General features: G+C 63.7%; 18 protein-coding genes and 1 tRNA gene. 12 read left to right on the top strand and 7 right to left on the bottom strand.

Annotation, left to right across the window (positions count from 1 at the left end; translation table 11 throughout):
• The first annotated feature begins 63 nt into the window (after positions 1–63).
• Positions 64–1,278 (top strand): NADP-dependent isocitrate dehydrogenase, encoded by a 1,215-nt coding sequence (locus tag ABMC89_RS03935; protein ID WP_349565400.1) that lies wholly within the window; start codon positions 64–66, stop codon positions 1,276–1,278.
• Between the two features lie 175 nt (positions 1,279–1,453).
• Positions 1,454–2,068: a YitT family protein gene (locus ABMC89_RS03930; RefSeq protein ID WP_349565398.1), complete on the top strand. Its 615-nt coding sequence runs from the start codon at positions 1,454–1,456 to the stop codon at positions 2,066–2,068.
• A 2-nt stretch (positions 2,069–2,070) separates the two neighbouring features.
• On the opposite strand, the gene ABMC89_RS03925 is transcribed toward ABMC89_RS03930, so the two are convergent.
• A complete protein-coding gene (locus tag ABMC89_RS03925; RefSeq protein ID WP_349565396.1) occupies positions 2,071–2,277 on the bottom strand; it encodes a DUF6356 family protein in 207 nt (68 codons plus the stop codon).
• A gap of 114 nt (positions 2,278–2,391) precedes the next feature.
• On the opposite strand from ABMC89_RS03925, the gene ABMC89_RS03920 reads away from it, so the two are divergent.
• The 4 genes from ABMC89_RS03920 (at position 2,392) to typA (ending at position 6,070) form a co-directional block, all read left to right on the top strand.
• Positions 2,392–2,850 (top strand): Lrp/AsnC family transcriptional regulator, encoded by a 459-nt coding sequence (locus ABMC89_RS03920; RefSeq protein ID WP_349565394.1) that lies wholly within the window; start codon positions 2,392–2,394, stop codon positions 2,848–2,850.
• 20 nt (positions 2,851–2,870) lie between these two features.
• Positions 2,871–3,203 carry an SMR family transporter gene (locus ABMC89_RS03915; protein WP_349565392.1) on the top strand — a complete coding sequence of 111 codons (333 nt, stop codon included), beginning with the start codon at positions 2,871–2,873 and terminating at the stop codon, positions 3,201–3,203.
• Between the two features lie 45 nt (positions 3,204–3,248).
• A complete protein-coding gene (locus ABMC89_RS03910) occupies positions 3,249–4,181 on the top strand; it encodes a mechanosensitive ion channel family protein (RefSeq protein WP_349565390.1) in 933 nt (310 codons plus the stop codon).
• 71 nt (positions 4,182–4,252) lie between these two features.
• Complete coding sequence (typA, locus tag ABMC89_RS03905; protein WP_349565388.1) at positions 4,253–6,070, top strand: translational GTPase TypA; 1,818 nt, start codon at positions 4,253–4,255, stop codon at positions 6,068–6,070.
• Positions 6,071–6,202: 132 nt separating this feature from the next.
• Here typA and ABMC89_RS03900 read toward each other — a convergent pair whose 3' ends face one another.
• The 3 genes from ABMC89_RS03900 to recA all read right to left on the bottom strand — a co-directional run bounded on the left by ABMC89_RS03900 (position 6,203) and on the right by recA (position 10,365).
• A complete protein-coding gene (locus tag ABMC89_RS03900) occupies positions 6,203–6,490 on the bottom strand; it encodes a DUF1330 domain-containing protein (RefSeq protein WP_349565386.1) in 288 nt (95 codons plus the stop codon).
• Positions 6,491–6,493: 3 nt separating this feature from the next.
• A complete protein-coding gene (alaS, locus tag ABMC89_RS03895) occupies positions 6,494–9,151 on the bottom strand; it encodes an alanine--tRNA ligase (protein WP_349565384.1) in 2,658 nt (885 codons plus the stop codon).
• A gap of 143 nt (positions 9,152–9,294) precedes the next feature.
• The gene (gene recA / locus ABMC89_RS03890) at positions 9,295–10,365 is read right to left on the bottom strand and encodes a recombinase RecA (protein WP_349565382.1); all 1,071 of its coding nucleotides are present in this window, start codon (positions 10,363–10,365) and stop codon (positions 9,295–9,297) included.
• Between the two features lie 200 nt (positions 10,366–10,565).
• Between recA and ABMC89_RS03885 the strand changes: the two genes are divergently transcribed.
• Positions 10,566–11,165, top strand: a complete 600-nt coding sequence (locus ABMC89_RS03885) for a gamma-glutamyl kinase (RefSeq protein WP_349565380.1) — start codon at positions 10,566–10,568, stop codon at positions 11,163–11,165.
• A 27-nt stretch (positions 11,166–11,192) separates the two neighbouring features.
• On the opposite strand, the gene ABMC89_RS03880 is transcribed toward ABMC89_RS03885, so the two are convergent.
• From ABMC89_RS03880 to guaB, 3 genes are all read right to left on the bottom strand, one after another.
• Complete coding sequence (locus ABMC89_RS03880; RefSeq protein ID WP_349565378.1) at positions 11,193–13,499, bottom strand: ATP-binding response regulator; 2,307 nt, start codon at positions 13,497–13,499, stop codon at positions 11,193–11,195.
• A 120-nt stretch (positions 13,500–13,619) separates the two neighbouring features.
• Positions 13,620–14,786 carry an RsmB/NOP family class I SAM-dependent RNA methyltransferase gene (locus ABMC89_RS03875; protein WP_349565376.1) on the bottom strand — a complete coding sequence of 389 codons (1,167 nt, stop codon included), beginning with the start codon at positions 14,784–14,786 and terminating at the stop codon, positions 13,620–13,622.
• 45 nt (positions 14,787–14,831) lie between these two features.
• Positions 14,832–16,280, bottom strand: coding sequence for an IMP dehydrogenase (gene guaB, locus ABMC89_RS03870; RefSeq protein ID WP_349565374.1), 1,449 nt, complete (start codon positions 16,278–16,280; stop codon positions 14,832–14,834).
• A 139-nt stretch (positions 16,281–16,419) separates the two neighbouring features.
• Between guaB and speB the strand changes: the two genes are divergently transcribed.
• From speB to ABMC89_RS03845, 5 genes are all read left to right on the top strand, one after another.
• On the top strand, positions 16,420–17,379 hold the full coding sequence (gene speB / locus ABMC89_RS03865; protein ID WP_349565372.1) for an agmatinase: 960 nt from the start codon (positions 16,420–16,422) through the stop codon (positions 17,377–17,379).
• A gap of 158 nt (positions 17,380–17,537) precedes the next feature.
• The gene (locus ABMC89_RS03860) at positions 17,538–19,586 is read left to right on the top strand and encodes an ASKHA domain-containing protein (protein ID WP_349565370.1); all 2,049 of its coding nucleotides are present in this window, start codon (positions 17,538–17,540) and stop codon (positions 19,584–19,586) included.
• Positions 19,583–20,425: a class I SAM-dependent methyltransferase gene (locus tag ABMC89_RS03855; protein ID WP_349565368.1), complete on the top strand. Its 843-nt coding sequence runs from the start codon at positions 19,583–19,585 to the stop codon at positions 20,423–20,425. Before ABMC89_RS03860 ends, ABMC89_RS03855 begins: the two co-directional genes overlap by 4 nt.
• A gap of 34 nt (positions 20,426–20,459) precedes the next feature.
• Positions 20,460–20,533, top strand: a tRNA-Gly gene (locus ABMC89_RS03850).
• A gap of 50 nt (positions 20,534–20,583) precedes the next feature.
• Entirely contained in the window at positions 20,584–21,066 is a 483-nt protein-coding gene (locus tag ABMC89_RS03845) for an acyl-CoA thioesterase (RefSeq protein WP_349565366.1), read from the top strand.
• The last annotated feature ends 4 nt before the right edge of the window (positions 21,067–21,070 follow it).

Genomic DNA, 21,070 nt, shown 5'->3' with positions numbered 1-21,070 from the left:
CTTCCCCTTCCGCGCGAGATGCGCTAAAGCAGCCACAATTCGCCCCTAGCCAAAGGAAAACGCATGTCAAAGATCAAAGTCGAAAATCCTGTCGTCGAACTCGACGGCGACGAGATGACCCGGATCATCTGGGATTTCATCAAGAAGAAACTGATCCTTCCCTATCTGGATGTCGATCTGAAGTACTACGATCTTGGCATCGAGGCCCGCGACGAGACCGAAGACCAGATCACCATCGACGCTGCCGAAGCGATCAAGAAATACGGCGTCGGCGTCAAATGCGCGACCATCACCCCGGACGAAGCACGGGTCGAGGAATTCGGCCTCAAGAAGATGTGGCGCTCGCCCAACGGCACGATCCGCAACATCCTCGGCGGTGTGGTCTTCCGTGAGCCGATCATCTGCTCGAACGTGCCGCGCCTTGTCCCCGGCTGGACCCAGCCCATCGTCATCGGCCGCCACGCCTTCGGCGACCAGTACCGCGCCACGGACATGAAATTCCCCGGACCGGGCAAGCTGTCGATGAAATTCGTTGGCGAAGACGGCACCGTGGAAGAGCACGAAGTGTTCGACGCCCCCTCTTCGGGCGTGTTCATGTCGATGTACAACCTCGACAAGAGCATCGAGGACTTTGCCCGCGCCTCCTTCAACTACGGTCTCAAGCGCGGCTATCCGGTGTATCTGTCGACCAAGAACACCATCATGAAGCAGTACGATGGCCAGTTCATGCTGATCTTCCAGCGCATCTTTGACGCCGAGTTCGCGGAGCAGTTCAAGGAAGCGGGCCTGACCTACGAGCACCGCCTGATCGACGACATGGTCGCATCGGCGATGAAATGGTCCGGCGGTTACGTCTGGGCGTGCAAGAACTACGACGGCGACGTGCAGTCCGACACCGTGGCACAGGGCTTTGGCTCGCTCGGCCTGATGACCAGCCAGCTGATGACCCCCGATGGCAAGATCGTCGAGGCAGAAGCGGCGCACGGCACCGTGACACGCCACTACCGCCAGCACCAGAAGGGCGAAGAGACATCGACCAACTCCATCGCGTCGATCTACGCGTGGACCGGCGGTCTCAAGCACCGTGGCAAGCTCGACGGCAATGCGGCACTGACCAACTTTGCCGAAACGCTGGAGAAAACAGTCGTGGATACCGTCGAAAGCGGCTTCATGACGAAAGACCTCGCGCTGCTGGTCGGCCCCGACCAGAAGTGGCTGACCACGATGGGTTTCCTCGAAAAAGTCGACGAAAACCTCAACAAGGCGCTTCAGGGCTGATCCTGAACACCCAGACACCAAGGGCCGTCCATCCGGGCGGCCCTTTTTCGTTCTGCGAAGTCTCGCAGGCCGTTTTCGCGGAAAAACTGTGCAGGGGCGCGCGCAGCGGCGCGGCGGCCTGCCGAGAAATGCATTATCCGTTGGACGCGGGCGCCCCAGCCGCTAGACCTGCTCCATGCAGCGGACCTCCGGCAACGCCGTCCCCCACACCAAGCTAGACGATGCACAGGGCCTGTCGGTGGGTGTGTTCCTGTGCAGCCTTGGCTTGCACATCCTGACGAGCGCGGGGTTGATTACCGGCCAGACCGCCGGTGTTGCCGTCATCCTGTCCTACTTCACCGGGTATTCCTTCGGCACGGTGTTTTTCGTCATCAACCTTCCGTTCTACCTGCTGGCGTGGAAGCGGCTGGGTGCCGAGTTCACCATCAAATCGCTGGTGTCGGTCACGGCCCTGTCGGTTGTGACCGAACTGATCCCGCTGGGCATCACGATCGAAAGCCTGCATCCCGCCTTTGCCGCCCTCGCCTTCGGCTCGACCGTGGGGCTCGGGTTGCTGGCGATGTTCCGGCACAACGGATCGCTCGGCGGTCTGGGCGTGGTGGCGCTGATGGTGCAGGACACGACAGGCTTTCGCGCCGGTTGGGTGCAGCTGATGTTCGACGCCGTGATTTTCGGCACGGCGCTGTTTCTATTCCCTGCGACGGTGGTGTTCTATTCGCTGCTGGGGGCGGTTGTGCTGAACCTGATCATCGCGATCAACCACCGCCGCGACAGGTATCGCGCGACCTGAGGTCAGGCGCCGCGATTATGCGTTTTGGCGTAGAGCTCCGCGATGATCGTGCTGGCCGTCTTCTCGAACAGGCAGGGGATGAACGCATGCACCAGCGCCGCACCGCCCGCCAGAAACAGCTTGCCCGAGAATTTTCCGGCAAACGCCATATGCTCCAGAAAGCTCTCGTCCACGGATGCGGGGTGTTCAAGAAAAATACGGTTGATCATGTCTGGCTCCTGTTGGTGGGTTTCCGGCAGGATACCCGCCCTGCGGGTTGCAATTTTCCCAAATGTACGCCATCCACAAGGAAATGTGGGATATTTTCCCACTGGATTGACGAAATGAATGATATCGATGAAATAGACCGCCGTTTGGTGGTCGCTTTGCAGCGTGACGCAGGGCAATCGCTAGAGGTGCTCGGCGAAACGGTTGGCCTGTCGCGCAACGCCTGCTGGCGGCGGATCCGCGCGCTGGAGCAGGCCAATATCATCACCGGCCGGATCGTGACGGTGGATGCCGCGCGGCTGGGCTTCGGGTTGCAGGTGTTCATGCAGGTGCGCACCAATGCCCACGCGCCGGACTGGCTCGAAAAATTTTCGAACGCGACCAGGGCGATGCCGGAGATACAAGGCGTCTACCGGATGAGCGGTGATCTCGATTACCTCATTCGCGCACGGGTTGCGGACATGGCGGGGTATGACGCGCTCTACCAGCGGCTGATCCGCAAGGTGCCGCTTTCGGATGTGTCCGCCAGCTTCGTGATGGAAGAAATCAAGGAAACAGCGCAACTGCCGTTGTAGCTGTTCGCAAAGGAGATGCCGTGCCAGTCTATGTCGCCCTTGCCCTTGCGGTGCTGACCGAAACAATCGGGACGACCGCGCTGCAAGCCAGCCAGCAGTTCACGCGGCTCTGGCCGTCGGTTCTGGTTGTCGTGTCCTATGCGCTGTCGTTCTATTTCATGGCTGTCGCGCTGAAATCGCTGCCGGTGGGCATTGTCTACGCGCTCTGGTCGGGGCTGGGGATCGTGCTGATCTCGGCGATGGGCTATTTCATCTACGGCCAGAAGCTTGATCTGCCGGCGCTTCTGGGTCTGGGGCTGATCATCGCGGGGATCGCGGTGATACATCTTTACTCCGCCACCACCCCGCACTGATCGCAGAGCGCCGGAACAAAGCCGCGGGCCTATGCGTTCGTTCGCATGGATTTGAATCTGACCGCGCTTTGGGAGAATCTTCCCGCCCCGCTTCGTGACCAGTTGGAAGGCTATACCGTCGGCTTCTGGTCCGTCCTGCCGCAATTGATCCTGTCCGTGGTGTTCCTGATCTTCGTCTGGGGCGTTGTCAGGTTGGTTCAGTTCATGCTGCCGAAAATGCTGCGCCGCGCGCGCGTGCGCCGGGGCCTGCGCGACGTGGTGATCATGCTTGTCACCGTGGGCATCTGGCTGTTCGGCACATTGATCGCCGTGACCATCGCCTTTCCCACGATCACACCGGGCCGCGCGCTGACCGCGCTCGGGGTCGGCGGTGTCGCCATCGGTTTTGCCTTCAAGGATGTGTTCGAAAACTTTCTCGCCGGTGTTCTGCTGCTGATCCGGGAGCCGTTTTCCATCGACGACTATATCGAATGCGAGGACATCGAGGGACAGGTCGAGGAGATCACGATCCGCGATACCCATGTGCGCCAGACGGACGGGCAGCTTGTCGTGGCCCCGAACGCGATGTTTTTCAAGAATCCGGTCACCATCCGCACGGCGCGCGACGTGCGCCGGACCACGATCATCTGCGGCGTTGCCTACGGCGAGGATGTCGATGCCGCCCGCGAGGTGATCGCGCAGGCGGTGCGCGGTGTCGATGCCGTGCGCGACGATGTGAAAGACGTCCAGATCTTCGCACAGGAGTTTGCCGACAGCTCGATCAATTTCGAGGTGACGTGGTGGACAGGCTCCCGCCCCATCGACATCCGGTCGAGCCGTGACAAGGTCGTCTCGGCCGTGAAACGCGCATTGGACGACGCGGGAATCGAGATCCCCTTCCCCTACCGCACGATGACATTCAAGGAACCCCTGTCGATCCACCGCGACCCCGATCGCGACCAGGCGCCCGGCGACAGCGCGCAAGCCGACGCCCGGTAATTGCTTTTGGGCTGGCTTTTGCTGCGCCTGCACGGTAAGCGCTGCTCAACTCCCTGACAAAGGCTGATCCAATGGAACTGCGCAACATCGCAATCATCGCTCACGTTGACCACGGCAAGACGACGCTGGTGGACGAGCTTCTCAAGCAATCCGGTACCTACCGTGAAAACCAGGCGACGACCGAACGCGCCATGGACAGCAACGATCTGGAGCGCGAGCGCGGCATCACGATCTTTGCCAAGCCGACGTCGGTCGAATGGAAAGGCGTGCGTGTCAATATCGTCGACACCCCCGGCCACGCCGATTTCGGCGGCGAGGTCGAGCGGATCCTGTCGATGGTTGACGGGGTCGTTCTGCTGGTCGACGCAGCGGAAGGCCCGATGCCCCAGACCAAATTCGTGACCTCCAAGGCGCTGAAACTGGGCCTGCGGCCCATCGTCGTGCTCAACAAGGTCGACAAGCCGGATGCCGAACCCGACCGTGCACTGGACGAATGTTTCGATCTTTTCGCCAACCTCGACGCTACCGAAGAGCAGCTTGATTTCCCGCATATGTATGCGTCGGGCCGCTCGGGCTGGGCCGATCATACGCTGGACGGCAAGCGTGACGGGCTTGATGCGCTGTTCGATCTCATCATCGAACACGTGCCCGCCCCCGCACAGGTCGCGCAGCGCGATGCGCCCTTCACCATGCTGGCCACCACGCTGGGCGCCGATCCGTTCTTGGGGCGGATGCTGACGGGGCGCGTCGAATCCGGCACGCTGAAATCCGGCCAGTCGATCAAGGCGATGTCGCGCGACGGCAAGCTGATCGAGAATTTCCGCGCGACCAAGATCCTCGCCTTCCGCGGTCTTGAGCAAACCACCATCGAGGTCGCCGAGGCCGGCGATATCGTCTCGATCGCGGGCATGACGAAAGCCACCGTGGCCGACACGCTGGCGGACCCGTCCGTGAACGAAGCGATTCCCGCGCAGCCCATCGATCCGCCGACCATCACCGTGACATTCGGCATCAACGACAGCCCGCTGGCGGGCCGCGACGGCAAGAAGGTGCAGTCCCGCGTGATCCGCGAACGCCTGCACAAGGAAGCCGAAAGCAACGTCGCGATCAAGATTTCCGACACCCCCGGCGGAGAAGCCTTCGAAGTCGCGGGCCGTGGCGAATTGCAGATGGGCGTTCTGATCGAGAACATGCGCCGCGAGGGATTCGAGCTTTCGATCTCGCGCCCGCAGGTGCTGTTCCAGGACATCGACGGTGTCCGCCATGAGCCGATCGAAGAAGCCACCATCGACGTGGACGACGAATACTCCGGCGCGGTCATCGAAAAGCTGACCGGTGCACGGCGCGGCGAACTGGTCGAGATGAAACCGGCCGGTGCGGGCAAGACACGCATCGTCGCGCATGTCCCTTCGCGCGGGCTGATCGGATATCACGGTGAATTCCTGACAGACACGCGCGGCACCGGTGTTCTGAACCGCGTGTTCCACGGCTGGGCCCCGCACAAGGGTCCGATCCCGGGCCGTCGCGCGGGCGTTCTGATCTCGATGGAAAACGGTACCTCGGTTGCCTATGCCCTGTGGAACCTCGAAGAGCGCGGCAAGATGATGATCGGCGCGCAGGCAGACGTCTACACCGGCATGATCATCGGCGAACACAGCCGCGAGAACGATCTGGAAGTGAACCCGCTGAAGGGCAAGAAACTGACCAACGTGCGTGCCTCCGGCACGGACGAGGCCGTTCGCCTGACCACTCCCATGAGCCTGTCTCTGGAAGAGGCGATTGCCTATATTGACGATGACGAACTGGTTGAGGTGACCCCGAATGCCGTGCGTCTGCGCAAGCGCTACCTCGATCCGCACGAGCGCAAGCGGATGGCCAAGGCGGGCTGAGCCACCGTCGATCCAATAGAAAAGGCGCCCCCCGGGGGCGCCTTTTTTCGTTTGCTCAACTGCTGTTTCCGGTCGTGCGCCCGTCAAGACGTCGATGGCTCCCCCCAGCGGGCGAAGCCGGAAGATGCGCAGCTATTCGGTGGTTTCGACGATCAGAAGTTCACGCTCTGACGCGCCACGGGCGTGTTCCAGCGCGGCCTGATAGGCATCGGAATGATAGCAGCGTTCCGCGGTTTCCACGTCGGGAAAGCGGGCGACGACGTTTCTGGGCCGCTCCCGTCCTTCGAGTTGCACGAAACGGCCCCCGCGGGCGATGAATTCACCGCCATGCTCGGCGATGGCGACGGTCGCTCCGGCTGCGTATTTCTTGTAGGCTTCCTCGTCCGTGACGGTGACGTGGGCGATCCAGAGTGCGGGCATTTCTTATCCTTTCAAGACTGTGCGGGCTGCTTCGATGGCGGCCTCTGCGTTTTCGGCAGAGGCGCCGCCGCCCTGTGCCATGTCGGCGCGGCCCCCGCCGCCCTTGCCGCCAAGCTCGGCCACGGCGGCGCGCACGATATCGACGGCCGACAGTTTGCCGGTCAGATCATCGGTGACACCTGCGGCCACGGCAGCCTTGCCGCCCGTGTCGGCGATCAACAGCACCGCACCCGACCCGAGCCGCTGCTTGTGCTCGTCGATGAGCGAGGGCAGATCCTTGCCGGTGACCCCCTGAAGGATCTGGGCGTGAAACGAAACGCCGCCGATGTCCTGCGCTTCGGGCGAGGCAGCACCGCCGCCCGACATCGCGAGTTCGCGGCGCAGTTGCGCCACTTCGTTGGCGAGGCTGCGCCGCTCGTCCAGCAGCGCGCGCACCCGCGCCCCGGCATCGGCAGCCGGTGCCTTGAGGTCGAGCGCAATCTGCGCCAGTCGCTGGTCCTGCGCACGCAGATAGGCCAGTGCCGGTGCGCCTGTCAGCGCCTCGATCCGGCGCACGCCCGCGCTGCTGGCACTGTCGCCAAGCACAACGAAGGCGCCGATATCCCCGGTGCGCACCACATGGGTGCCGCCGCAAAGCTCGATCGAATAGGTGCTGCCGTCGGTGCCCTTCTCCGATCCCTCCTGCTGGCCCATGGAAACCACGCGCACCTCGTCGCCGTATTTCTCGCCGAACAGGGCCTGCGCCCCCAGAGCGCGGGCGTCGTCGGGCGACATGATGCGTGTCTCGACGGGGGTGTTCTGGCGGATGTAGTCGTTCACTTCCGCCTCCACCCGCGCCAGATCGGCCGGATCGATGGCTTCGTTGTGGCTGAAATCAAACCGCAGACGGTCCTCGGCATTGAGCGAGCCGCGTTGTGCCACGTGATCGCCAAGTGCGTGGCGCAGCGCCTCGTGTAAAAGGTGCGTGGCCGAGTGGTTGGCGCGGATCGCCGTGCGGCGCGCGTGATCGACCTCCAGCACGGCGGCTTCGCCGGCCGCGACGCTGCCGGTCTCGACCGTTGCGAAATGGATGAACACACCTGCCGCCTTGCGTGTGTCAGTGATGCGCGCGGTGCCGGAGGCCGTCCGCAGGATGCCGGTGTCGCCCACCTGCCCGCCGCTCTCGGCGTAGAACGGCGTCTGGTTCAGCGCGATCTGAAGCGTCTCTCCGGCCTCTGCCTTGTCGATCAACGCACCGTCGCGCACCAGGGCCGAGATCTTGCCCTCGGCGGTTTCGGTATCATAGCCCAGAAACTCGGTGATCCCGAACTTGTCGGCGACGTCGAACCACACGGTCGCATCCGCGGCTTCGCCCGATCCGGCCCATGCGGCGCGCGCCTTGGCCTTCTGTTCGGCCATGGCCGCGTCGAACCCGTCGGTATCGACGGTGCGGCCCTTCTCGCGCAGGGCGTCCTGGGTCAGATCCAGCGGGAATCCGTAGGTATCGTAAAGCTTGAACGCCGACGCACCGGACAGGTTCGCGCCCTCCGGCAGGCCCTGAACTTCATCGTCGAGCAGTTTCAGTCCACGCTCCAGCGTCTGGCGGAACCGTGTTTCCTCCTGCAGCAGCGTCTGTCCGATCATCCGCTGCGCCTGGCCCAGTTCGGGATAGGCCGCGCCCATCTGGGTGACCAGCGCGGGAACGAGCCGGTGCATCAGCGGATCCTTCGCCCCCAGAAGGTGCGCGTGACGCATGGCGCGCCGCATGATGCGGCGCAACACGTAGCCACGGCCATCGTTGCTCGGCATCACACCGTCAGCCATCAGGAAAGAGGTCGACCGCAGGTGGTCGGCGATTACGCGGTGATGCGTCTTGCCGGGGCCGTCTGGATCGGTGCTGGTCGCGTTGGCCGAGGCTTCGATCAGGCTGCGCATCAGGTCGGTGGCGTAGTTGTCGTTGGTGCCCTGCAACAGCGCAGCGACCCGTTCGATCCCCATGCCGGTGTCGATCGACTGGTTCGGCAGGTCGCGGCGTGTGCCGTCCTCGAACTGTTCGTATTGCATGAAAACGAGGTTCCAGATCTCGACGAAACGGTCGCCGTCTTCCTCGGGCGATCCGGGCGGGCCGCCCCAGATATGATCGCCGTGGTCGTAGAAGATTTCCGTGCAAGGCCCGCAGGGCCCCGTCGGCCCCGCCGACCAGAAATTGTCGTCCGTGGCGATGCGGATGATCCGGTCGTCCGACAGGCCCGCGTGTTTTTTCCAGATCGCCACAGCCTCGTCATCGGTGTGATAGACGGTCACGAGCAGACGTTTTTCGTCGATCCCGAAGACCTTGGTCAGCAGATCCCACGCCAGCGGGATCGCGTCTTCCTTGAAATAGTCGCCGAAACTGAAATTCCCCAGCATCTCGAAGAACGTGTGGTGGCGGGCGGTATAGCCGACGTTGTCGAGATCGTTGTGCTTGCCGCCCGCGCGGACGCATTTCTGCGCGGTTGTGGCGCGGTTGTAGTCGCGGGTCTCGACCCCTGTGAACAGGTTTTTGAACTGCACCATACCTGCGGCCGTGAACATCAGCGTCGGATCGTTGCGCGGGACAAGCGGGCTCGACGGCACGATCGCGTGTCCGTTCTCTTCGAAGTATCCCAGGAAACTCGATCGAATGTCATTGAGCGTCTGCATGAAATGTCCTTTTGGGCGGGCGTTTTGCTTGCATGTCAGATACTAGCGCACGGCAGGGCTGTCCACCGGGGCGAAACGAAAAGGGTGCCTACCTGCCGGCAGACACCCTTTCGAAGCTTTTGACGGTCCGTTTGCGACCCGCGTTACCCTTCGAGGATATCGGGATCCTCGAAATTTTCCGAGCCGTCGAAATCAAGCCCGTGGGACGCGCGAATCTTGTCTTCGATCTCATGCGCCATCTCGGGATTTTCGCGCAGGTAGGTCTTGGCGTTCTCGCGCCCCTGCCCGATCCGCTCATCCCCGTAAGAGAACCAGCTGCCGGATTTGTCGACGATCCCCGCCTTCACACCCATATCCAGCAATTCGCCCATCTTCGAGATGCCCTCGCCGTACATGATGTCGAATTCCACCTGCTTGAAGGGTGGCGCCACCTTGTTCTTCACAACCTTGACGCGGGTCTGGTTGCCGACAACCTCGTCACGATCCTTCAGAGAGCCGATGCGGCGGATATCGAGGCGCACGGAGGAGTAGAATTTCAGCGCGTTGCCGCCCGTCGTCGTTTCGGGAGAGCCGAACATGACGCCGATTTTCATGCGGATCTGGTTGATGAAGATCACCATGCAGTTCGAACGGCTGATCGACCCGGTCAGCTTGCGCATCGCCTTGCTCATCAAACGGGCCTGAACCCCGACAGAGCTGTCGCCCATTTCGCCCTCAAGCTCGGATTTCGGGGTCAGCGCGGCGACCGAATCGACGATGACCATGTTCACCGCGCCGGAGCGGACCAGCGTATCGGTGATCTCCAGCGCCTGTTCGCCGGTATCGGGCTGCGAAATCAGCAATTCGTCGATGTCCACGCCCAGCTTGCGCGCGTATTGCGGATCAAGCGCGTGTTCGGCGTCGACGAAGGCGCAGACGCCGCCGGCCTTTTGCTGTTCGGCCACGCAATGCAGCGTCAGCGTTGTCTTGCCCGACGATTCGGGGCCGTAGATTTCGATGATGCGGCCCATTGGCAAGCCGCCGATCCCCAGCGCGATATCAAGGCCCAGCGATCCGGTCGAGGATGCGGTGATGTCGCGCATCGCGGTGCCGTTTCCGAGCTTCATGATCGACCCTTTGCCGAACTGCCGCTCGATCTGCGCCAGTGCACTGTCGAGCGCCTTCTGCTTGTCTGTCGATTTCTTGTCCATGTTCAAAAGATCTGCCGTTGCCATCATTCAGTTCCCTTACTGTCACAGGGGGTCGGCGGCGGCAATCGCCGCTTTGCCCTGATGGGGTTGTTCTATTAATGTTCTTATGAGATCAAAAAGAGAACATTTCAATCGAATTCTTCACATTTCATCTTTGGCCTCTATTGGTTAATAAGATATTTAAGCGTGCGTTCAGGCCGCAGATAATCCGGAGGGCGGTGCAGGTGCTTGTTTTCTTCAAGGAACGTCTGGCGTTTCTGTCGGTGCCCAAAACCGGAACGACAGCCTATCACAGCGCGCTCGCCGCGCGGGCGGATCTGGCGATCAGCGATCCGCCGCTGCTGAAACATGCGCCTGTGTACCGCTACAACAGGTTTATCCGGCCCATGTATCTGAACGTCTGCGACGCCGAGATGGAGCTGATGGCGGTCATGCGCGAACCGGTCAGCTGGCTGGGCAGCTGGTATCGCTACCGGAGCAGGCCCTTCATGAAGGACAAGCCTAACAGCACCCACGAGGTCAGCTTCGATGAATTCGTTCTGGCCTATATGAAGGGCAAGCGTCCCGGCTTTGCGGAGGTCGGTAGCCAGCTGAAATTTCTCGAACGCCAGCCGAACGGGACCGGTGTGACACATCTCTTTCGCTACGAGGATCAGGCGCGTTTGACCGCCTTCCTCGAAACCCGGCTCGGCATCGAATTGACGCTGGAACGCGAGAATGTCTCGCCCCCCATGGATCTGGCGCTGTCGCCGGAGGTTCGCGAGCGGTTCCAGCGCAAGTTTGCCGATGAATTCGCCCTTTATGACAGCATCCCGACCGGCTGACAGGGTCTTGCGCCAGGGCGGTCTGGGTCAATGCAGCTGCCGGTTCACCGTGTCGGTCAGATCGTTGAGCGAGAAAGGCTTGGGCAAGAAGACCGAGTTGGGGATTTTCTTTTGCGCTTCGCCCAGGCTGTCCTCGGCATATCCCGACACGAAGACAACGCGCACATCGGGGCGCAGCTTCAGCGCTTCGCGGACCCAGCTCGGCCCATCCATTCCCGGCATCACCACATCGGTGACGAAACAGTCGATCTGCAATTCCTTGTCCTGAAGGGTCTCGAGCGCTGCTTCGGCATTTTCCGCCTCAAGCACCGTATAGCCGCGCAGGCGCAGGGCGCGGCTGGCAAATGCACGCACCGGTGCCTCGTCCTCGACCAGAAGGATAACGCCCCCCTCGTGGGGTTTTCCGAGCGTTTTGGGTACTGCGGCGGATTTTGCCTGCGCTGCAGATGCACGGCCGGAATAGACCGGGAAATAAAGGGTGAAACAGGTTCCGACGCCGACCTTGCTGTCGACGAAAATATAGCCGCCGGTCTGTTTGACGATCCCGTAGGCCGTCGACAGGCCGAGCCCCGTCCCCTCGCCCGTCCGCTTGGTGGTGACGAAGGGTTCGAACACCTTTTGCAGTTTCTCGTTCGGGATCCCGGTTCCGTCGTCTTGCACCCTTATCGTGATATATTCGCCTTTCGGCACGGTCACCTGGTCGCGGAACAGCGGCTCTTCGAGCGTGGTGCATTCGGTCACGATGCGCACCTCCCCGCCCGACGGCATGGCGTCGCGGGCGTTCACGACGAGGTTCATCAACACCTGCTCAAGCTGTCGCTTGTCCGCGCGGATGGGTTTGAGCACCGGGTCATGTCGCAGTGTCAGGGTGATTTTCTCTCCGACCAGCCGGTTCAGCAGATGCGTGAGGTCCGACAGCGTATCGCGCATGTCCAGCGTTTCGGGTTGCAGGGTCTGCTTGCGCGAGAACGCGAGAAGCTGGCCCACGAGCGCTGCGGCGCGGTTGGCGTTCTGGTTGATCTGGATCAGGTCATCGTAGTCGGAATCGCCCGGATCGTGGCGCAGCAGCAGCAGGTCGCAATGGCCTGAAATGGCGGTCAGCAGATTGTTGAAATCATGGGCAACGCCACCGGCAAGCTGTCCGATTGCCTGCATTTTCTGGCTCTGGACGAACTGCGCTTCGAGGGATTTCAGCTCGGTCGCATCGTGCAGCACGGCAACCAGCGCGGGCGCGCCGTCTTCCTCGATCCTGTTCAGCGTGACCTGGACAAAGGTTTCCCTGTCGCCGCGCGACAGACGCAGGAATTCGGATTTCTGCGCCAGCCGTCCGTCAAGTGTATCCTCCAGCCAGTCGCCGATGGCGCGGCCCAACCCCTCCATCAGGGCGGACAGATGCACCCCCTGCCGCAGGCCGGTTCCGATCAGCGCCTGTGCGCGCTTGTTGAAATCCTGCACGGACCCGTCCGGCGCGATCTTGACCATGGGGATCGGCATGTTCTGGAACACCTGCCATTCCGGTGCATCGGCGGCATCGCTGTCATCGGGGGGCGGCAGGAGATAGATCGCCCGGCGCCCCGCGCCCGCATCGGTCTGCGCGATCAGCGCGGGCCGCGGGCCCGAGGTGGTCGCGACCTGCAACACCCGACCGGGCGCGATCAGCTGTTCTGTAAACAGCATGTCGAGCGATTTGCTCCGCGCGCCGACAAACTGCCGTGCCGCGTGGTTCATCGACAGGATCGCGCCGCTGCGCCCGACCATGATCATCGGCAGAATACGGTTGTCGGTCGGCAGTTGCCCCGTGGGTTGGGCGTTATGGGTTTCGATCCGCCAGGCAAAGCTGTCGGCCACGCGGTGAACGCAGATCATCAGCGTGCCACTTGCGGTGACCAGTTCCTCGCGGGCCGATCCGACCGCTTCGGCGCGCGATTGCAGCCGGAACAGCACCGGTCCGGGGTTCGCTATCCGGTCCGACAGCACCCGTGCCACGGTCTGGTCGCGCGATGCGCCAAAGGCACCGCGCGCGGCCGGATTGGCGTGGGTAATTGCGCCGTCACCCAGCGCGAGGATTGTCGGGGTGCTGTCGGCCTCGATGAAATCGCGGGCAGATTGCGGTGCAGTCACCGGCGCAGGCCCCTGCCGAAGCCGCAACAGCGCCAGCGCCGTGGAAAGCACCAGCAGCGCGCAACCGGCCGCAAGGACCATCGGCGCGGTCGCGGAGGGCGCGAAAAAGGCGAGGATCACCAACAAGACACCCCCGGCGATCACCACGCCGAGCCGACCCGGCGTTGCGGACGACAAGCGCCGCATCACCCCCCCTTCGATGCTGTGCTGCATGGAATCCCTTCAGTACACCAGTTTCGCTCCGGCGCAGTCTTCCACCCATAGGGTTAATCTGGGATTAACGGCGCCAGCGTTTGATGAGGCGAATTCCCGCGCGGATTGAGTAGGCCGCAGTCAGCCGCGCCGCGTCAAGTGGGCGGTGAAAAATCCGTCCCCCTGCGCCGATACGTCCAGACGGTCCTGACGCTGACACAGCCAATCGGGGTGGCTGTCGAGAAAATGCGCGACCCGTTCTTCGTTCTCGCACCGCAGCACCGAACAGGTGGCATAGGCAAGCGTGCCCCCCGGTGCGACCAGATCGCTGGCCGCCTCCAAGACGTCGTCCTGTATGGCGCAGAGCGCGTCCAGACGGTCCTCCGTCAAACGCCATTTGCCCTCGGGGGCACGCCGCCACGCGCCGCTGCCCGAACAGGGAGCGTCGACCAGCACGAGGTCGAAGGGACCGGCATCGGCGAGGCCGTCTGTTTCGAGCTGTGTGATCTCAACGCCCGCCCTTTCGGCGCGCGCTGGCAGGTCCTTCATCCGCGCGGGATCGATGTCGTGGGCGAACACCTGCCCCGACCCTTTCGCGGCGATCGCAAGCGCCTTGCCGCCGCCGCCCGCGCAGTAATCGAGAACCCTGCTCGCCCCGGGCAGCAGGTCGACTACGGCCTGGCTGCTCGCGTCCTGCAATTCAACGAAACCCTGCTGGTAGGCGGCGCTATTGCGCAGCTTGCGCGCGCCTTCCGTCACGGTCAGCGCGACGGGGCTCAACGGATTGGGGGTCACAGTGATGCCCTCCTCCGCGAGCCGCTGGATCATCTCCGCAGGGGTCGCCTTCAGCGTGTTCACACGCAGCGTCACCGGCGCGCGGCCCTGCGAGGTTTCGGCAAAGCCGTGCAACCCGGCCTCCCCCAGCGACGCCTCGAGCGGGGGCACCAGCCAGTCCGGCAGATCAAGGCGCACCGGCAGATCGGGCGGGTCTGCGGGCGGGTCCAGTTCGTCGGCCTGCAGGGGCGCAGGCGCGTGGCCGACGCCGGTAAACACCGTCCCGGGATCGGTGCCGTCGCGCCGCAGCTTGCCCAGTATCCGTGCGCGGCCCTCTTCGCCGCCGCCCAGATAGGCGCTGCTGCGCCAGCAGCGCAGCACGTCAAAGACGTGATCGCGGATCGCGGCGCGGTCCTTGGATCCCGCAAAACGGTGCCCGCGCGCCCAGCGTGTCAGTGCCTGCTCGGCGGGCTGGCCGGCTTCGATCGCGTCGATGATCTCGATCGCCGCCGCATATTGCGCCGCCGGTGTCATCGCCCTGCCACTGCGTGAACTCTATCCCGTAAGATCAAGAGACTATTAGCCAATTCTGTAGTTCGGGGATTCGCGCGTGATCTGGACATCGTGCACATGGCTTTCCTTCAGCCCCGCGCCGGTGATCTTCACGAAGGTGCAGTTGTTGCGCATTTCCTCGATGGTGGCACAGCCGGTGTAGCCCATCGCGGCACGCAGGCCGCCGACCAGCTGGTGCACGACCGCGCCCGCCGATCCCTTGTAGGCCACCTGCCCCTCGATGCCTTCGGGAACCAGCTTGTCGCTGGCGGCATCTTTCTGGAAATAGCGGTCTGCCGATCCGCGCGCCATCGCGCCCAGACTGCCCATACCACGGTAGCTTTTGAAGCTTCGGCCCTGATACAGGATGACCTCGCCGGGGCTTTCGTCGGTGCCCGCAATCATCGACCCGACCATGGCGCAGGACGCGCCTGCCGCGATCGCCTTGGCAAAGTCGCCCGAGAACTTGATGCCACCATCCGCGATCACCGGCACATCGCCCGCGGCCTGCGCGCAATCCATGATCGCGGTCAGCTGCGGCATACCGACACCGGCGACCATACGGGTGGTGCAGATGGACCCGGGACCGATGCCGACCTTCACCGCGTCCGCCCCCGCGCCGATCAGCGCGCGGGTGGCCTCGCCCGTGGCCACGTTCCCGGCCACGACCTGTACCTCGTTGCTCAGCTTCTTGGCGCGCTCCACGGCGATCGCCACCCCTTCGGAGTGTCCGTGCGCCGTGTCGATCACGATCATGTCGACGCCCGCGTCCACCAGTGCCTGCGAGCGTTCAAAGCCCGCATCCCCCACGGTGGTCGCTGCCGCCACGCGCAGACGGCCCAGCCCGTCCTTGCACGCGGTCGGGTTCAGCACGGCCTGTTCGGTATCCTTGAGCGTCAGCAGGCCGGTCAGCTTGCCCTTGCCGTCGGTGACCAGCAGCTTCTCGATCCGCCGCGCCTTCATCAGGCTGATCGCCTCTTCGCGGTCGGCAGGCTCTTGCAGGATGGCCAGATTGTCAGATGTCATCATCACCCGGACGGGTGTGTCGTCCTGCACCGCGAACCGCATGTCGCGGTTGGTGACGATGCCCACGACACGTCCGCTTTCATCCACCACCGGAAAGCCGGTGACGTTGTAGCGTTCCTGAAGCGCCTTGGCGTCCGCCAGCGTCTGGTTGGCGCGCAGCGTGATCGGATTGTAGACGATCCCGCTTTCGAAGCGTTTCACGCGGCGGATCTCGCGGGCCTGTTCTTCGATGCTCAGGTTGCGGTGGACCACCCCCATGCCGCCGGCCTGGGCCATGGCAATCGCCATCCGGCCTTCGGTCACGGTATCCATGGCCGAGCTGAGCAGCGGTATGTTCAAGGCGATGGATTTCGTGACACGGGTGCGGGTATCTGCGGTGGAAGGCAGCACGGACGAGGCGGCAGGCACCAGCAGCACATCGTCGAAAGTCAGGGCCTCACGAATCTCCATGGGGGTCACTCCTTGGCAAGCTTCATTTGGCGCTTTGCTATTTCACGGATGCGCGGCTTTGGAAAGAGCCGCCGCGCGTGCCGGCTTGCATTCCGCGCGCGGCTGCTGAAAGCTGGTGCAAACGGATGCGGAGGCTCGGATGGCGCGGCACGGATACGACGGTGGCAGGCTCGACCTGCCCTTCGTGGGGATCTCGACCTTCGGCAAGCGCCCCTATGAGCCCGATTGGCAGAAGCTCGACGCCGATGTGGCGATCCTCGGGGCGCCCTTCGACGCTGGCACCCAATGGCGCAGCGGTGCGCGGTTCGGCCCGCGCGGTGTGCGCGAGGCGTCGACCCTGTTCAGCTTCGGCCATGCGGGCGCCTACGATCACGAGGATGATGCGATCTATCTGCCGGGCGATGTGAACATCGTGGATATGGGCGATGCCGATATCATCCACACCGATACCGAAGCCAGCCACGCCAATATCGAGGCAGGCGTGCGCGCCGCACTCGATGCCGCCGCCCTGCCCGTGGTGATCGGCGGCGATCATTCGGTCAACATCCCCTGCATCCGCGCCTTTCACGATCAGGGCGACATCCATATCCTGCAGATCGACGCGCATCTCGATTTTGTCGACGAACGCCACGGGGTGCGCCACGGCCACGGCAACCCGATGCGCCGCGCCGCTGAACAGGACCACGTCACAGGGTTGACGCAGGTGGGCATCCGCAACGTCAGCTCCACCGCCCGCGAGGGATACGACGACGCCCGCGCCATGGGATCGGACATCATCAGCGTAAGGCAGGCGCGCCGCATGGGGACAAGCGGCGTGCTGGCGCATATTCCCGACGGCGCGCGCGTCTATGTCACGCTCGACATCGACGCCTTCTGCCCGTCGATCGCACCGGGCACCGGCACGCCCAGCCACGGCGGATTTCTCTACTACGAAGTGCTCGAACTGCTTCAGGCCACGGCCAAGCGCCACGAGATCGTGGGCCTCGATCTGGTCGAGGTCGCGCCCGATTACGACCCGACCGGCTCAACCTCGATCCTTGCGGCACAGATATTGCTCAACACGCTGGGCTTCATCTTTCACGCACGCAGGCAGGCCTGAGACGGGTTTGCCGCCCCTGCGCAGAGGGACCCCTCTGCGCCGCTGCCGTAAAATGCCGCCCTTGCGACGATTTGTGCCGCCGCTGGCCTTCCCTGCGGCCCGCGCATCGCTATGGTGCGGGCAACTGAAATACCTGACTGCAAATTGGACGCAAGAACATGAGCGACGATCCACTGGTCATCTTCACCCCCTCGGGCAAGCGTGGCCGCTTTCCCGTCGGCACCCCTGTACTGACCGCCGCACGCCAGCTTGGCGTGGACCTCGACAGTGTCTGCGGCGGGCGCGGCATCTGCTCGAAATGCCAGATCAGCCCCGGCTACGGCGAATTCTCGAAACATGGTGTCACGGTCGAGGCGGATGCGCTCTCGCCGTGGAACAAGGTCGAGGAACGCTATGACAGCAAGCGCGGGCTGAAGGAAGGCCGCAGGCTGGGCTGTCAGGCCACGGTCCAGAAGGACGTGGTGATTGACGTTCCGGCGGAGTCCCAAGTCCACAAGCAGGTCGTGCGCAAACGCGCCGAGCTGCGCGATATCGTCCTGAACCCGTCGACCAAGCTTTACTATGTCGAGGTCGCGCAGCCCGACATGCACGACCCTTCGGGTGATCTGGAACGTCTGCGCGCGGCCCTGTTCGAGCAGTGGGAGCTTGAAGACGTGACCGCCGATCTGCACATCCTGCAAATGATGCAGCCGGTCCTGCGCAAGGGCGACTGGAAGGTGACCGTGGCGATCCATCTGGGCGATCACGAAAACAAGAAGCGCATCATGCATGTCTGGCCCGGTTTCTACGATGGCACGATCTACGGGCTGGCGGTCGATCTGGGCTCCACCACCATCGCAGCACATCTGTGCGATCTGCAAACCGGCGAGGTCATGGCCTCGGCCGGGGTGATGAACCCGCAGATCCGCTTCGGCGAGGACCTGATGAGCCGGGTGAGCTATTCCATGATGAACGCCAGCGGCGCGAACGAGATGACCCGCGCGGTGCGCGAGGGCATGAACGCGCTGTTCACCCAGATCGGGATCGAGGCGAATATCGACAAGCAGCTGATCGTGGATGCGGTTTTCGTGTGTAATCCGGTGATGCACCACCTGTTTCTGGGCATCGACCCCTACGAGCTTGGACAGGCGCCGTTCGCGCTGGCCACCTCCAACGCGATGCGGCTCCGGGCCGACGATCTGGACCTCAACATCCACCCGTCCGCGCGGGTCTATATGTTGCCGTGCATCGCGGGCCATGTGGGCGCGGATGCCGCTGCGGTGGCCCTGTCGGAACACCCCAACGAATCCGAGGATCTGGTGCTGGTGGTCGACGTGGGCACCAATGCCGAGATCCTGCTGGGCAACCGCGAAAAGGTGCTGGCCTGCTCCTCGCCCACCGGTCCCGCCTTCGAGGGGGCGCAGATTTCCTCGGGCCAGCGCGCCGCACCCGGAGCCATCGAACGGGTCGAGATCGACCCCGAGACCAAGCGCGCCCGCTTCAAGGTGATCGGCTCTGACCTGTGGTCGGACGAAGACGGCTTCGAGGCCGCGACAGCGCGCACCGGCATCACCGGCATCTGCGGATCGGGGATCATCGAAATGGTCGCCGAAATGCGCATCCACGGTATTCTCGACGCGCCGGGCCTGATCGGCTCGCCCGAACAGACGGGATCGGACGCGGTGTTCCAGGACGGGCGCACCTACAGCTATCTGGTGCACGACGGCACCGCCACGGGCGGGCCGCGGATCACGGTGACCAACCGCGACATCCGCGAAATCCAGATGGCCAAGGCGGCCCTCTATTCGGGGGCGCGCCTGTTGATGGACAAGTTCGGCGTCGACAAGGTGGACCGCGTGGTGCTCGCGGGGGCTTTCGGTGCGCATATCTCTCCCAAGCATGCGATGGTGCTGGGGATGATCCCCGATGCGCCGCTCGACAAGGTCTCGTCGGCGGGCAACGCCGCAGGCACCGGTGCGCGCATCGCGCTGCTCAACAACGATGCCCGCGCCGAGATCGAGGAACTGGTGCGCCAGATCCACAAGGTCGAAACCGCGATCGAGCCGCGCTTTCAGGAGCATTTCGTCAATGCCTCCGCGATCCCCAACGCGGTCGAGCCCTTCCCGATCCTCAACTCCATCGTCACCCTGCCGAGCCGCACGTTCAACACCGGCGGCGGTGGCGAAAGCAACGGTCGCGGCGGTGGCCGCAGGCGCCGGCGCGGATGACCGATCCCGCGACGAATGCCGAGCAGCGCAAGTTCTGGAGCGAGGACGTAGGCGACGTCTGGGCCCGGCAGGCGCAGGCGATGGATGCCACGCTGGCGGGGGTGCTGGACGGGCTCCTGGCCCGCGCGCGGCTGTCCACGGGCGCGCGCGTCTACGATATCGGCTGCGGTGCGGGGGCGAGCACGCGCGCCATCGCCGCCGCCGTTGGCGAGACGGGGCATGTCACGGGGCTCGACATTTCCGAGCCGCTTCTGGCGCAGGCGCGCGCGCAGAACGGCGGGGCCGAATACCTCATCGCCGATGCGCAATCCTACGCCTTCGACGCGCAATCCGCGGATGCAGTGCTGTCGCGGTTCGGGGTAATGTTCTTTTCCGACACCGCCGCCGCCTTTGCCAATATGGCCCGCGCGCTGCGGCCCGCAGGGCGCATGGTCTTTGCCACATGGGGGGCGATCCCCGAAAACCCGTTCTTCACCCTGCCCGCGCGCGTCGCCCGCGAGGTTCTGGGCCCGGTCCCCAAAAGCGATCCGGACGCGCCCGGCCCCTTCGCGCTGCGCGACGCGGATGCGGTCTGCGCGATGCTGCGCGGTGCGGGCCTTGCGGCCTCGGTGGATACCGTGAACGTACCCCTGCCCTTGGGACAGGACACAGGCCGGATCGCGGACACCCTGCAAGAGATCGGCCCCATCCCCGGCGCCTTTCGCCACCACAACGCCTCTGCCGCCGACCGCGCGGCGACCCTCGCCGCCCTGCGCGAGGCGCTGGAGGAGCACAGAACACCGCAGGGCATCGTGCTGGGATCGCAGATCCACTACTTCACCGCCACCAAATCCGCTTGACGCAGGCGCGGGGCGGGCATAGTCACTCCCCTGCGCGGGTATGGTGAAAAGGTATCACGGCAGCTTCCCAAGCTTTAGTTACGAGTTCGATTCTCGTTACCCGCTCCATGCGCATCCCCACATTGCCCTTCCCCGAACGCGGGGCTAGATGTGGGCGCATGACAATTCCCTATCACACCCCGCTCAGCGCCGATCAGCAACGCAGCCTTGGCATCGAAACACCCCAGCCGCTTGCGATGGCCGACCGCGTGCGGTTCTCGGAACTCGATACGCTCAACCACGTCAACAACTCGCGCTACATGGAGTGGTTCGAGAGGATGCGCGTGCGCTATTCGCAGGAATGCGGGATTTCGACCTACGGCGGCGAAGGCGCAGCGCCCCGCATCGTGATCCGCTCCGGCGAAATCCACTACCGCCAGGAAATGGTGATGGACGAGGATTATGTGGCGACCTGCGGCTGTACCGCCTTTCGCAATACCTCCTACACGCTGCGACAGGAAATCTGGTCGGGGGGCACGATCCGTTGCACGTTCGATTGCGTGCTGGTGCTGCTGTATCCGGATGGCAGCGGGCGGCGGATGCCGATTCCCGATGCCGTGCGCGAACGGTTCGTCGCGGTGGACGGGGCGACGCCCGCCTGAGTCC

Origin of the sequence: Sulfitobacter sp. HNIBRBA3233 (genome assembly GCF_040149665.1) — a bacterium.
Taxonomy (GTDB): Bacteria; Pseudomonadota; Alphaproteobacteria; order Rhodobacterales; family Rhodobacteraceae; genus Sulfitobacter; species Sulfitobacter marinivivus.
This window is presented reverse-complemented; position numbering and strand designations above follow the sequence as displayed.